The organism is Pseudomonas sp. 008, assembly GCF_016861935.1.
Taxonomy (GTDB): domain Bacteria; phylum Pseudomonadota; class Gammaproteobacteria; order Pseudomonadales; family Pseudomonadaceae; genus Aquipseudomonas.
In genome coordinates this window covers 198,833-212,404 of the sequence record NZ_BOMA01000001.1, presented here as the reverse complement: position 1 = coordinate 212,404, position 13,572 = coordinate 198,833, and the positions used below count along the sequence as shown (strand labels likewise).

General features: G+C 59.3%; 10 protein-coding genes. 3 read left to right on the top strand and 7 right to left on the bottom strand.

All coding sequences use genetic code 11. From position 1 onward, the window contains the following. Nucleotides 1–299: 299 nt before the first annotated feature. From JUI81_RS00880 to JUI81_RS00860, 5 genes are all read right to left on the bottom strand, one after another. Nucleotides 300–1,886 carry a class I adenylate-forming enzyme family protein gene (locus JUI81_RS00880; RefSeq protein ID WP_204123406.1) on the bottom strand — a complete coding sequence of 529 codons (1,587 nt, stop codon included), beginning with the start codon at nt 1,884–1,886 and terminating at the stop codon, nt 300–302. 40 nt (nt 1,887–1,926) lie between these two features. Then, nucleotides 1,927–2,703 (bottom strand): SDR family NAD(P)-dependent oxidoreductase, encoded by a 777-nt coding sequence (locus tag JUI81_RS00875; protein WP_204123405.1) that lies wholly within the window; start codon nt 2,701–2,703, stop codon nt 1,927–1,929. A gap of 72 nt (nt 2,704–2,775) precedes the next feature. Next, entirely contained in the window at nt 2,776–3,933 is a 1,158-nt protein-coding gene (locus JUI81_RS00870; RefSeq protein ID WP_204123404.1) for an acyl-CoA dehydrogenase family protein, read from the bottom strand. Nucleotides 3,934–3,943: 10 nt separating this feature from the next. Further along, nucleotides 3,944–5,191 (bottom strand): thiolase family protein, encoded by a 1,248-nt coding sequence (locus JUI81_RS00865; protein WP_192415892.1) that lies wholly within the window; start codon nt 5,189–5,191, stop codon nt 3,944–3,946. A 33-nt stretch (nt 5,192–5,224) separates the two neighbouring features. Next, nucleotides 5,225–6,010 (bottom strand): enoyl-CoA hydratase/isomerase family protein, encoded by a 786-nt coding sequence (locus tag JUI81_RS00860; RefSeq protein ID WP_204123403.1) that lies wholly within the window; start codon nt 6,008–6,010, stop codon nt 5,225–5,227. Between the two features lie 239 nt (nt 6,011–6,249). Here JUI81_RS00860 and JUI81_RS00855 point away from each other — a divergent pair, with 239 nt between their 5' ends. Together JUI81_RS00855 and JUI81_RS00850 are read left to right on the top strand one after the other, a co-directional pair. Next, nucleotides 6,250–7,692, top strand: a complete 1,443-nt coding sequence (locus tag JUI81_RS00855) for a coniferyl aldehyde dehydrogenase (protein ID WP_204123402.1) — start codon at nt 6,250–6,252, stop codon at nt 7,690–7,692. 31 nt (nt 7,693–7,723) lie between these two features. Beyond that, complete coding sequence (locus tag JUI81_RS00850; protein WP_204123401.1) at nt 7,724–8,275, top strand: DUF2889 domain-containing protein; 552 nt, start codon at nt 7,724–7,726, stop codon at nt 8,273–8,275. A gap of 32 nt (nt 8,276–8,307) precedes the next feature. Here JUI81_RS00850 and JUI81_RS00845 read toward each other — a convergent pair whose 3' ends face one another. Further along, nucleotides 8,308–9,969 carry a GMC family oxidoreductase gene (locus JUI81_RS00845; RefSeq protein WP_204123400.1) on the bottom strand — a complete coding sequence of 554 codons (1,662 nt, stop codon included), beginning with the start codon at nt 9,967–9,969 and terminating at the stop codon, nt 8,308–8,310. 209 nt (nt 9,970–10,178) lie between these two features. Here JUI81_RS00845 and JUI81_RS00840 point away from each other — a divergent pair, with 209 nt between their 5' ends. Continuing rightward, entirely contained in the window at nt 10,179–11,228 is a 1,050-nt protein-coding gene (locus JUI81_RS00840; RefSeq protein ID WP_204123399.1) for an AraC family transcriptional regulator, read from the top strand. A 66-nt stretch (nt 11,229–11,294) separates the two neighbouring features. On the opposite strand, the gene JUI81_RS00835 is transcribed toward JUI81_RS00840, so the two are convergent. Further along, complete coding sequence (locus JUI81_RS00835) at nt 11,295–13,289, bottom strand: alkyl/aryl-sulfatase (RefSeq protein WP_204123398.1); 1,995 nt, start codon at nt 13,287–13,289, stop codon at nt 11,295–11,297. Nucleotides 13,290–13,572: the final 283 nt, after the last annotated feature.

Genomic DNA, 13,572 nt, shown 5'->3' with positions numbered 1-13,572 from the left:
CTGGCCCCAGATGCGCACCACTGCGCGTCGCGATCGCATGTCTACCAGGCGCAACGTAGGTCCGCCCAAACGCACGGAAACGGCGAATTTCGCGAACTCCGGAGACTATGCCGTTTTTGGCCTTGGTTTCTTCAATCGAGTCAGGTGACAAGGGGGCACGGTACGGTATTTCCCGCCCCCTTTAATATATGCTTTGCCGATCCCACCAGGTTATTGCACTTGGTGCAAATCCGATCGGCTCATGAGCATTATCGGTAGAATCACATGATATTGCGGACAAGCAGGCGCTGCTTCGAACTTCAACCGATTTTTCGCAACGCATCCTGCCAGTATTTCTCGCGCACTTGTCGGCGTAATATTTTGCCTACTACTGATGTGGGTAGCTCATCGACAAATACCAACGACTTCGGCGCTTTGTAGCCACCCAATCGCGCCCGTGCATGGGCAATCAAAGCCTCGGCGCTTACGGTTTCACCTTTGCGCAATACCACTTCGGCATGAACGGCCTCACCCCATTCCGCGTGAGGGATACCGACTACGGCAGCCATCATTACAGAAGGATGCGCCGCCAATGCCGCTTCAACCTCCACCGCGTACACATTGAAACCGCCGCTGATGATCATGTCCTTCAGGCGGTCGACGATGTACAGATAGCCATCGGTATCGAAGTAGCCCAGGTCACCAGACTTCCACGCGCCGTCCTCGAACTCTGCCGCTGTCGCTTCCGGATTCTCGTAGTAACCCTTGATAATGGCCTTGCAGCGGATCCGAATCTCGCCGGTTTCGCCAATGGGCAACGGATTACCCTGCGGGTCGGCAATGAAAACTTCGACTCCGGGCGTTGGACGTCCGGCGGAAAACAAGTGCTGCAGTGTTGTAACGCTATCAGGTCGGTGAGCGGCCTTGTTGAGCGTGGTTATCAGCATCGGGGACTCGGTGGCGGCATAACCCTGAGTAAAAATCTGTCCGAAACACGCTACCAGCTCCCCGAGTTTGTCCGGGCTCATCGGCGCTGCGCCGTAGATCAGTGTGGTAAGGGAAGAGAAGTCTTTCGGTTCGGTTCGCTGCAGCTCCAGCAACCGGTAAAGCACGGTGGGCACCAGGAAAGAATGAGTGACCCGCTCATGCTCCACCGTCTGCCGCCAGCTTTCCATGTCCAGATGATTCAGGGTGATGTTGGTGCCGCCGGCGTAAACCGTCGGGATGAACTTCATCAGCGTGCCGTGGGACAACGGCGAGACATGCAGGAGTCGCGTAGCACCGGAGAATCCCAATTCGGTATTGATGAACGCTGCATCGCGACATGCCATCCAGTTGTCGATGGAGTACATCGCGCATTTTCCCTTGCCGGTGGTGCCGCCGGTGAAGCGCAACATGCAGATATGTTCGTCGGTATCGAGGGTCACCTCGTTGTCGAGATCGCAAGCCGCCTCCACCAGCGGCCAGAAACTGTGCACGCCGGGGAGGGCGGCTTGCTCGGCGGTGGGCGGATCCATCACCACCACCTCACACCCGCGATTGCGCAACATCTCGTAATAGCCGTCCAGAAGGCGGGTCTCGAGAAACACGATGCGCGGCTTCACCAGGTCGATCTGGCGCGCATGCTCGTCGAGCGCATCGCGCAGGTTGGTCATGACCACCGTGCCTTCCTGCTTGAAGGTGCTGGGAAACATCATCAGGCTGAGGTTGTCGTTTTCCAGGATCAGCATGAAGAGCTCGCCTGCGCGCACCTGCAACGTGGTACGCAGCACATCGGCGATGCGATTGCTCAGCAGGTGGTATTGCGCGTAGCTGTAGCGTCGATTGCGCTCGATGTTGACGATTGCCTCGTGATCGCCGTAGCGCAACGCCAGCAAGCGCATGATCCGGCAAAAATTCATTTTCATGGTTGATTGCTCTGATGGCTCAAGAAGGTCGCAGCGTGGTCTAGCGAGCGCGCATTCGCGTTGCGGCATCAAGGCGAATGGTTTCACCGTTGATGTAGGCGTTCTCGATCAGGAAAGTGCAGCAATGAGCAAACTCGCGGGTGTCGCCCAAGCGCTTGGGGGCTTCCATTTGTTCCTTGAGTGAGTCGAGAATTTTTTCCTCGAGCCCGGCAACCATGGTGGTCAGGAACAGCCCCGGAGCGATAGCGTTGACTCGCACCCCGACAGCACCCAATTCGCGCGCGGCCGGCATGTTCATTCCGATTACGCCGGCCTTGGTCGCGGAGTAGGCGCATTGGCCAACCTGACCTTCAAACGCGGCACCTGACGATACGTTGATTACCACGCCACGTTCTTCGCCGGCTTCGGCGTCATTCCTGGCCATCTGTTCGACGCACTTGGACATGACGTTGAACACGCCATTGAGATTGATTGCGGTGGCTTGGGCAAACCGCGCCAGCGGTGCGGCTTTACCTTCCTTACCCAGTACTTTGAAACCCGTAGGTACGGCAGCACCGTTGATACACACGTGAATGGCACCAAACCGGGCCATGACCGTATCCACGGCATGTTGTACCGAGGCTTCGTCGCTGACATCGGTCTGGACGAATATGGCCCGGTCCGCGCCAATTTTGGCGACAGCGGCCTCACCGGCTTCGACGTTGAGGTCGAAAATCGCGACGAACGCGGCTTTCTCCTCCACCAGGTAATGAGCGGTCGCCAGGCCCAGGCCCGAAGCGCCACCAGTGATGACCACGACTTTGTCTTGAATACGCATGAAAGTGTCCTGTTCGTTGCCCGGCCATCAAGGGGCCGGGCTGTTATTGTCGGGTGTCAGACTTTGAGCCAATCAGAACGCATTGATCCCGGTCAGGGCGCGGCCGATGATCAGTTGCTGGATTTGCGTGGTACCTTCGGGGATGGGGACGACGATCGCCTCACGAGCCAGTTTCTCGACGAGGAAGTCGGTGGTGACACCGGCGCCGCCGTGGATCTGCACGGCCTGACGAGCGATGGTGACCGCCGCCTCGCACGCGAAGTATTTGGCCATCGCAGCTTCCATTTCGGCTGGAATTCCGGCCCCGATCATCTCGGCGGCGCGGTAAGTCAACAGCCGGGCTGCATCAACCCGAGTGGCCATTTCCGCGAGCATCGCCGAGATCAATTGATGACCGGCGATCAGCTTGCCGTGCTGCTTGCGTTCCTTGGCATAACGCACCGCTTCTTCCAGGGCGCGGCGGCCGATGCCCAGACCTTGCGCCGCGACGAACACCCGGGAGCGTTCGAACAGCGACAGGGTGTTTTTCAGCGCTTCGCCTTCGTTGCCGATTATGTTGCTGGCCGGCACCCGCACATCGTTAAGGAAAATCTGCGCGGTGGATTGGCTGTTCCAGGCGATCTTGTGAATGTTGCGCACTTCATACGGATGTTCCTTGCGGTCCAGAAGGAAGTGGGTGAGCCCCTTGCGTGGATCGTCGCCCGTACGGCAGGTGCAAATCAGGAAGTCGGAGTAGGAGCCATTGCTGATCCAGGTCTTTTCACCATTGATGATGAAATCGTCGCCGTCACGTCGGGCCCGGGTTTTGATTTCCAGCACGTTGGAGCCGACGTCCGGTTCCGAAATGGCAATGCTGGCAAATAGGTCACCACTGATCAGGCCGGGCAGGTAACGGTCACGCAGGTGGTCCGGTGCCAATTTTTCCAGTATCTGCGCGCCAAAGGAGTTGATCACCACTGGCGACGACAGGTCGACCGAGCACGCCGCGACTTCTTCGAACAGCATGATCAGGGTAGGCCAGTCCAGGCCCAGACCGCCGCAGGCCTCGCTGACTGCGCCGGAAATCATGCCGAACTCGGTGAGCTGGCGCATGATCTCGGCCATCTTCTCCCGGGGTATGAATTTGTCGCGGTATTCCTTGTTGAACACCGGGTCGATCTTATCGGCCAGGAAACGACGGAAACTCTCGACAGCTTCCAATTGCTCCGGGGTGCGCATGACGTGTCCCATGGGGGGCTCCTTAAATATTCTTGTTGGCGAGAATGTTGACGGCGACGACGGCTTCTTCAATGCCGAACAAACCACCACCGTTTTCCTGAATGGCAATGCGCGCGCCTTCGACCTGACGCTTGCCGGCTTCGCCACGTAGTTGCGTGACCAGCTCATGAAGTTGCGCCAGGCCGGTGGCGCCAATCGGGTGCCCTTTGGATTCGAGGCCACCGGACGGGTTGATCGGCATGCAGCCGCCAATGGTGAAATCACCTCGCTCGGCCGCCGGACCGCCTTCGCCGAAAGGCACCAGCATCAGCGACTCGGCATTGATGATTTCGCCAATGGCCGAGGCATCGTGCACTTCGGCGACGTCGACATCGGCCGGGCCAACGCCAGCCTGGGCGTAGGCCTTTTTCGCCGCCAGGTGCGCAACGATTTTTTCCGGCTCGTCGAGGCCACGACTGGTGCCGGTTTGCACCACACTGGCCAATACACGCACGGCGCGCTCGCCGGCATTTTTCAAGCGTTTGAGGCCGTCGGCATTGCACAGCACGACCGCGGCGGCACCGTCGCTGATCGGCGAGCACATCAGCGTGGTCAGCGGGTAGCAGATCGGCGGCGACGCCAGTACCTCGTCAATGCTGAAAGCCTGCTGGAACTGCGCGAGCGGGTTGTGCACCGAGTGCTGGTGATTCTTCGCCGCCACCGCGGCAATCTGCCGTTGAGTCGTACCGTAGCGCATCATGTGATTGCGGCAGATCGCCGCATACACGTCCATGAACACACTGTAAGGGCGCTCGGAAACCGTGCCAGGCGGCGGCACGATGCCTTCGCCCATGGCCAGCAAGGTGCGTTTGTTCTGCTCGACGGTGGATACGTCCCAACCGCCATCGAACACGGCGAACATCCGGGCTTTATCGGCAATGTTCATCTTCTCGGCACCCACTGCCAGGGCGATGTCGCACTGACCGGCACGCAGCGCCAGGATGGCGAGGTTGAAGGCAGACGAACCGGATGCGCAGGCGTTTTCCACCGAGAACACCGGAACACCCTCGATGCCCAGACGGCGCATGGCAATCGGTCCCGGAATGGCGGTCTGCCCCTGCAAAATGCCGTTGGTCATGGTGCTGTAATACACCGAGCCGATGTCGGCGGTCACGGCACCGGCATCCGTCAGGGCCAGGCTGACGGCCTCGCCAACCAGGTCGTGGACGCTGCGCTCGAGCAAGCGGCCAAAGGGGGTCATGCCAACACCCGCTACATAGATATCGTTCATGGTATGTTCCTGCGAAGTCGGAAAATGTGCGGCCTAGCGGCCCTTGAAGTTCGGTGCGCGTTTTTCGCCAAAGGCTTGCAGGCCTTCCTGGAAATCGGCGGAGCGCAGGTGTTGGCGCAACATCACCTGCTCGTGCAGCAGGGCATCGTCGCGAGACTTGTCGGCAGAGGTGCGGGCGACCTCCTTCATGCGCTGCAGCGCGATCGGGCTTTTTCCGGCGATGTGCCGGGCAAGCGCCAGGGTGGCCTCGGCCAACTCGGCATCGGCGTGGACCTCACACACCAGTCCATAACCTTTCATGTCCATGGCCGACAGAGGTTGTCCGGTCAGCAACAGGTACATCGCCATGTTCAACGGGATCAGGCGTGGCAGGATCGCCGCGCCGCCCGCCCCGGGGTAGACGCCGAAGTTGGCATGGGCATCGGCAAGGGTGGCCGATTGCGCTGCCACCACGATGTCGGCGCACATCGCCAGTTCGAGGCCACCGGCCATGGTCACGCCATTGAGAGCGGCAATCACTGGCTTGGGGAAGTTGCGCAATTGACTGAAGACCTGATTGGCACGGTCGAGGAAGTCAGCTTCACCGGCGGCCAGGCTGGCGCCGGCCAACACTTCCTTCAAATCGGCTCCGGCGCAGAAGGCCGGGCCGTTGCCGGTGAGAATCACCACGCGCAATTCGTCATTGCGGGCAATGTCGTCGAGACAGTGTTCCAGCGCGTCTAGCGTCGCCAGGTTCAAGGCGTTCATGGCTCTTGGCCGATTGAGCGTCAGGCGCGCCACCGGGCCGACGATTTCATACCGCAAAATATCTTCACTCATGACAACTCCCCGTTATTGTTGATCGCGCTGATGGCGTAGCGGATGAGCCGATAGTAGGAACACCGTCGGCACTGGCGCAGGTCCTTGCAACGAAAGCGCTTGTCCGTTGAATGAGCTGAAGAACAGCAGCCAGGGCGCAGCGTTCGCCAAAGACAGGAGAAAGGGTTCAGATGACTGGCACGGCGCGGGGGCCTTGCGCACCATCGGGTCAGAACTACCATCAGAACTCAAGGAACCTCATGGCCAGCAGTGAACACCTCGACACCCATGTGACCATCGCCCGAATGCAGGACGTGCTGGCGCGCCAACAAGCCGCGTTCATTGCCGAAGGCCCGCCATCGGCAGCGCTGCGCATTGATCGAATCGATCGCCTCATTGCTTTGCTACTGGACAACCGACAGGCATTTTGTGCAGCGCTGGCTACGGACTTTTCATGGCGATCCCACGACCAGTCGTTGATGAGTGATGTGCTGTTGCCGGTCGCCGGGCTCAAATATGCGCGCAAGCATGTGCGGCGCTGGATGAAACCCGAGCGACGCCGCCCGGAAATGGGTGCTGGATGGTTAGGCGCCAAGGCCGAAATCCATTTTCAGCCATTGGGCAGCATCGGCATAATGACGCCGTGGAATTTTCCGCTGGCCATTTCGCTCGCGCCTTTGGCCGAAGCCTTTGCGGCGGGCAATCGGGCGATGATTACGCTGTCGGAGTTCACGCCCGCCACCGCAACCCTGCTGATTGACCTGCTGGCTCGACACTTCGATGACACCGAGGTGGCGGCATTTGTCGGGGGCGCCGACGTTGGCGCGGCATTCAGTGCCTTGCCGCTGGACCACATCATTTTCACTGGCAGCCCTAGAGTCGGGCGCCTGGTGATGGCGGCCGCCGCGCAGAATCTGACGCCGCTGACACTGGAGCTGGGCGGCAAGTCACCGACCATCATCGGTCGTGGCGCGGACCTTGACGATGCGGCGCGGCGTATCTGGGGCGGCAAGGGCATCAATGCCGGACAGGCCTGTATCGCCCCGGATTACGTGCTGGTGCATGAAGAGGACCTTGAGCGGCTGCTGATCAGCATGCAAGAAGAGCTGGGCAAGATGTTCCCGACCCTGCGCGACAATCCTGACTACACCGCGATCGCCACACCGGGCCAGTATCAGCGTTTGCAAACCTGTCTGGCGGATGCCAAGGCCATGTGTGTGCGTTGCGTCGAAGTCAATCCTCTTCAGGAACAGCTCGCCGACGTACGCAAAATTGCGCCCACATTATTGGTGGAACCGCCCGAGGAAGCCCTGGTGATGCGGGAGGAGCTGTTCGGACCGCTGCTGCCGATCCGTGTTTACCGATCCATCGATGAAGCCATCGCCTACGTCAACGAGCGGCCGAGGCCATTGGCGTTGTACTACTTCGGCAATGACCGTGCCGAATCGAAAAAGGTACTTGAACGCACGTCCTCGGGCGGGGCATGCATCAACGAGGTCATGCAGCACATTTTTCAGAGTGACTTGCCCTTCGGTGGCTGCGGAAACTCAGGGTTCGGGCGTTATCGCGGTGGCGACGGTTTCAAGGCGTTCAGTTTGCAGCGCGCCGTCTACATGCCCCCGTACCTGGACGTCATGGGCCTGCTGCGAGCGCCTTATGGCAAGCTGTTTCGACGGGTGATGAACGCTGTATTGAAGCCTTGATTCGAGCGAGTCGCAATCAGGAGGCAGACTTGTGAAAGGTGATGTCGATGAGTGGGGCCGACGCTTGATCCATCGGCGCACGGTGATGTGCGAGGGATTCTTGCGAGCCGACGGGTTGTGGGATATCGAAGGCCGGCTTGGTGATAGCAAATCCCATCCGATGACGCTGGTGCAGGGCCGGGTGGTGTCGGCGGGTGAGACGTACCATGGCCTGTTGATCCGTCTGACCCTGGACGATGACTTCATCGTGCATGAAGTGCAGGTGTCCATGCCCCATGTACCTACCAGCGAATGTCGCGGTGCTGCGCCTGCCTATCAATCGTTGATCGGCGAGCGGATCGGTCCGGGATTTTCGCGCCGTATCAAGGAACTGTTCGGCGGTGTCGGTGGTTGCGTACATTTGACGGAGCTGTTGCTGCCAATCGCCACCACCGCGTTTCAAACCATCCCGATGGCGCGGGCAACAGTGGCACTACGCACGACGGCGGATGCCGGGGCTTTCGACAAAGCCGCTACCGGTTTGATCAATAGCTGCCACGCCTTGCGTGAAGATGGCCCCGTGGCGCTGATTCTGAAGAAATGAACGGCAGGCTCGCGCACGAGCCTACCGTTTGTTTACGCAGAGTAACGAGACAGACTGGCGTCCTGATCTTTCGGCGTTTGCAGCACGCCGGTACCGCGGCGTTCTTCAGCGATCAAGTCCGAGGCTTTCTCGCCGATCATCACCGTGGCCGCGGTAGTGCTGCAACCGATGATGGTCGGCATGATGGACGCATCCACTACACGCAATCCTTCCACACCGTAGACTTTTAAACGCGGGTCTACCACGGCCATGGCATCGATACCCATTTTGCACGTGCCCACCGGGTGATAAAGCGTGTCGGAGCGACTGCGCAGTACCTGTTCGATCTCCGCATCGGTGTTCATGGGCATTGCAATCACATCCCTGGGATTGAACGCCTGGAAGGCCGGGGTGGCCATGATTTGCTGGATGACACGGTAACCTTTGACCAGCGTCTTGATGTCGTCGGGATGCGTCAGAAATGCCGGGTCGATCAGTGGCGGTTCCAACGGGTCGGCGCTGGCGAGCGTCAGGCGCCCGATGCTTTTTGGGTGCAGCAGGCACGCATGCACGCTCAAGCCATGCCCGCTGTACAAGGTACGACCGTGATTGGCGAACATGGCGATGGTCAGCGCCAGCTCGATGTCGGCTTGAGGCAGTTCCGGTGAGGTCTTGATGAAGGCGCACGCTTCGGCAAAGTTACTGGTCAGCGGGCCGCTGCGACGACGCCAGTAGCAGACTGCGGCTTTGGCCATGTCCCACAATCCGGTAAACGAAAGGCCCATCAGGCGGCGGGATTTGACACGGAAGGAGTGCACGTAATCGATATGGTCCACAAGGTTTTGCCCGACACCCGGCAAGTCGTGGAGCACCGGGATATCCAGTTTCAACAAATCGTCTTTGGGACCGATTCCAGACAGCAGCAACAGCTGCGCCGAGTTGAACGCTCCGGAACTCAGAATCACCTCATGACGGGCGAGCAATGACCGTTTTACACCGTTCTGCAGGAACTCAATGCCTATCGCGCGCTTGCCATCGAAAATGATTCGGGTCGCGTGGGCGTGAGTTTCGATGTGCAGGTTCTGCCGATGTTTATGGGGTGTCAGGTAAGCCCGGGCCGCGCTGCAACGCTGGCCATCCTTTTGCATCACTTGCACACGTCCGAATCCTTCCATGGTCGCGCCGTTCTGATCAGGACATGCGCGATAGCCTGCCTGGAGGCCGGCCTCGACAAAAACTTCACCGAACGGATTGGGGGAGGTGTGGAAGCGTACGTTGAGGGGGCCATTCTGGCCATGCAGCGGGTCGTTGAAATGCTCGTTGTGCTCGGCGCGCTTGAACAGCGGCAATACGTCTTGATAACTCCAGCCAGGGTTGCCCAATGCCGCCCAGCGATCGAAATCCTCAGGGTGGCCGCGGTGATAGGCCATGGCATTAATCGATGAACTGCCCCCCAGCGTCTTGCCCCTGGGCTGATAGCCGATCCGGCCGTTCAAGCCGGACTGGGGCACGGTCTGGTACTGCCAGTTATTGATCGACGTCGGCACCATGGCGGCGATACCCGCCGGCATGTGCACTAGCGGGTGAGTATCAGGGCCGCCTGCTTCGAGCAAGCAGACGTGAATGTCCGGATCTTCCGACAAGCGACTGGCGACGACGCAGCCGGCAGCGCCTGCACCAACTACGATGTAATCGAATACCGTGTTCTCGTTCATGCGTTCTTCTCTTTATCCGATGCACAACTTCACTGCATTGTCAGGAGAAGACCGCTTCGCCACCGGTCAATAGAACGAATTCGACGGTCAGCGGCGCAGGTGACGATCGTGCCAAGCACCGGCACATCTGGCGCAAGGTACCACCGGCAGATTGACCGGCAAGCTGCCCGGAGCGAGTATCGACATTCGCATTTTCAACAGGCAATCCCATGTCAGGATCGACGACAAAACGACCCGGCGACGCACCGGCCGCAGGCGAGGAAGCGCTGCAGCCCACCACCATCGGCAGCTACACCGTTGCCATCGCTCGGGCACTGGACGCCAGTGGTGTGGACAGCAAACGTATCTTCACCTCCGTCGGCATTCCCCTGGGCCTGTCCGCCGACCCGATGATTCGCCTGCCTGTCGCGACAATGACCCGCTTGTTCCAGGCCTGTGTGGATGTGACCAACAACCCGTATTTCGGCCTTATAGTGTCAAAGCATCTGCATCTGACTCACCTTCATGCATTGGGCTATGCCCTCGCGGCAAGCGGCACCTTGATGGATTTCAGCCGGCGTCTGGAGCGTTATTTCCGCCTGGCGTCGCAGGTGGCTACTATCAGCGTCAGCGAGACCGCGAATGAGGTGTCCTTGCGCTTCGAGCATCGGGTGCCTCTCAGCAGCGAGACCGAAGACGCATTTTTCGGCTTTCTGATGCGCACCATGCGCCTGATTGACACGCCAACATTCAGCCCCCTGCGCGTTGAAATGCGCCGCCCCATGCCGCACGAAGGTGCCGAGCCTTACGAGACGTTGTTTCGCTCACCGGTGGTCTTCAGTCAGGACTACGGACTGCTGGTCTTCGACAAGGCCGATATGGTGCGCGAGCTGAGTGGTTCGTGCCCGGAGCTGGCACAAGTCAACGACAACATCATCATCAGTTATTTGGCGCGGCTGGACAAAAACGATGTCATCACCGGCGTGACGCAGAAGATTATCGAATTTCTCCCGGATGGCGATTGCACACGGGACAAGGTTGCCAGCGCGTTGTGCATGAGCCCGACCAAGCTTCAGCTCAAGCTGTCCCAGCGCGGGACGAGTTTCCAGCAATTACTCGATGACACGCGCAAGGAACTGGCATGCAGCTACCTGAGCCAGGCCTCGCGTCCCGTCACGGAAATCACCTTCCTGCTGGGTTTCAGTGATACCAGCAATTTTACCCGCGCCTTCAAGCGCTGGACCGGGTTGTCGCCGACAGATTACCGGCAGCAGGGCTGAGCATATGGCAAACAAAAACCTCGCCGGGACACTTTTCGGCGAGGTTTTCGTTTTTGGCGGCAGCGTTTATTGCGCCGGCGGGTTGGGCAGGACGACTTCGAAATTCGGCGAGAACGTGTCCATGAGGCCAAGCAGACTACCGAAGGCCTGGGCGTTACCCTCGATTTTCAGTTGCCCACCTTGCAGTGCCTGCTGTGGTGTCAGTTGTTGGGTCATGATCGCATTCAGGGTGTCGCGATTCAGCGTCAAGGTGGCGTCCGGGTTCGGCGCAGCCCGATCGGCGGAGTAGGTCAGCGCCGAGTTCTCCAGGTTGAGCACATATTGCTTGCCGCTGTCGGTGAAATTCCAGTTCATGACGATGTGCTTGCCCTCGGCCTTCGGCCCATTGAGACGAACCCCGAGCAAGTCGAAAATGTTTTCGATGGACAACGCGCGAATGGTGTCCGGGCTCGCAGTGCGCAACGGTGACCGCACTTTCTTCCCGCCGCTGCGCAACTCCTGAGCGCCGGTCAGGTAGCTGTTACGTTCTACCGACGATTCGGCTTGGTAACCGAGCTGCTCCAGGGCGTCGGCAAACAGCTCCAGTGCGGGTTGATTGGTCGGTTCGGCATCGACGAGATGGTTCATGGCCTGAGATACCCAGCGATACTCACCAGCTTGATAATCCGTGCGGGCGCGGGCCAGCAAGGCATCGGCACCGCCCGCGTAATCGACAAACTTGCGCCCGTAATCAACATTGCTCAAGGCATCCAGGTTGGCCGGGTTGGCGTCGTACCAGCCCATGTATTGCTGATAAACCGCTTTGGCGTTGCGCTGCACCGACCCGTAATAGCCACGGGTAAACCATTCCCTGGCCAGGCTCGATGGCACGTTCTGACGCATGAACTCGGCGATCTCCACAGGTTTGTAGCCCTTGTTCACCAGGCGTAATGATTGGTCATGCATCCATTTATAAAGGTCGCGTTGCTTGCTCAGGTAGTTGTTGACCTGTTGCTTGCCGAATACGGGCCAAGTGTGTTGGCCCACGAGGATGTCGGTATCGGCCCCAAAACGCTGAAGTGCATCGTTGAGGTATTTGGCCCAGGCCTGGCTGTCACGGATTTCCGCGCCGCGCAGGGTCAGCAACTGGTGCTGCGTCTGAATGGCCAGCTCACCGGTGTCCAGTACTTTATGTTGCGGAAAGTAATGAACCATCTCTGCCGGCGCTTCGGTGCCCGGTGTGAGCATGTTGATGATTTCCACGCCATCGATTTCCAGCGTCTCGATCGGCTTGCTGATTTCCCGGGTGGGCGGGATCAGCGTGATGGTGCCGTTGGGCAATGCCTTCGCACCGCCAAGATCCAGTTGACCGCGATCGCCTCGGGGCAAGGTGGTACCGAACTGGTACTCGGTGCGTCGACTCATGGCGTTGCCGGCCATGACATTTTCGGCAATCGCATGCTCCATGAACCCCGCCGGTGCGATGACTTGTACCTTGCCCGCCTTGACGTCAGCTTCATCGATGATGCCTTTGACGCCGCCATAATGGTCGACATGACTGTGGTTGTAGATCACCGCCAGCACCGGCTTTTTCGGGCGATGGGCGTAGTAGAGATTGAGTGCGGTACGCGCGGTTTCGGCGGTCATCAGGGGATCGATGATGATGAGTCCGGTCTTGCCCTCGATGATGGTCATGTTGGTCAAGTCGATGCCGCGGACCTGATAGAAGCCTTCCGTGACCTTGTACAAACCGTTCGCCATGTTCTTGCGTGCCTGTAACCACAAGCTGGGATTGACGGTTGTCGGTCCTTCTGCCGGTTTGAGGAATTCATAACCCTTGAGGCTATAGATCACCTTGCCGTCGGCCGTCAGCGTCTCGGCATCCGGGATACTGGCGATGAAACCGCGATGAATGTCGGCGTCGCTCTGGCTGTTCATGTTTTTCAGCATCTGGCGCGTTGCGTCATTGGCCGTCACGGTGGCGGGCTCGGCCGATTTCGGTTCAACGGCGGCCAGGGCGGATTGGCTGATCAGGCTGGCCAGCAACGAAGGTAACAGCAGAACAGAAAGGGTCTTTTTCATGAGGTCTGTTTTCAGGTCAGGGGTTTTGGTCGGCGCAGGCCGGACCGCTCGACATTTGTTCTACAGCCCCTGATCCGTGTAGGCCGGTCAATAGCGCCCGTTCGCCAGTCAATACAAAGCACCGCGTGGGTTTGGTCGCCGCCGCGCTGTGCTGACCGATGATTTGGCCCAATTGACCGGCGCCCCCCTCATTGCTCGCGATACAACATCCTCGACCGATCCAGCCTGCGCTCCATGAGAGCAGAGCGTTTGGCCGACGGGCGTTTTTCCTGAATGACTTTTC

Excerpts from the sequence above, each read along its gene's own strand:
- JUI81_RS00865 (WP_192415892.1), bottom strand. The coding sequence starts at position 5,191 with ATGAACGATATCTATGTAGCGGGTGTTGGCATGACCCCCTTTGGCCGC.
- JUI81_RS00840 (WP_204123399.1), top strand. The coding sequence starts at position 10,179 with ATGTCAGGATCGACGACAAAACGACCCGGCGACGCACCGGCCGCAGGC.
- JUI81_RS00855 (WP_204123402.1), top strand. The coding sequence starts at position 6,250 with ATGGCCAGCAGTGAACACCTCGACACCCATGTGACCATCGCCCGAATG.
- JUI81_RS00860 (WP_204123403.1), bottom strand. The coding sequence starts at position 6,010 with ATGAGTGAAGATATTTTGCGGTATGAAATCGTCGGCCCGGTGGCGCGC.
- JUI81_RS00875 (WP_204123405.1), bottom strand. The coding sequence starts at position 2,703 with ATGCGTATTCAAGACAAAGTCGTGGTCATCACTGGTGGCGCTTCGGGC.
- JUI81_RS00845 (WP_204123400.1), bottom strand. The coding sequence starts at position 9,969 with ATGAACGAGAACACGGTATTCGATTACATCGTAGTTGGTGCAGGCGCT.
- JUI81_RS00835 (WP_204123398.1), bottom strand. The coding sequence starts at position 13,289 with ATGAAAAAGACCCTTTCTGTTCTGCTGTTACCTTCGTTGCTGGCCAGC.
- JUI81_RS00880 (WP_204123406.1), bottom strand. The coding sequence starts at position 1,886 with ATGAAAATGAATTTTTGCCGGATCATGCGCTTGCTGGCGTTGCGCTAC.
- JUI81_RS00870 (WP_204123404.1), bottom strand. The coding sequence starts at position 3,933 with ATGGGACACGTCATGCGCACCCCGGAGCAATTGGAAGCTGTCGAGAGT.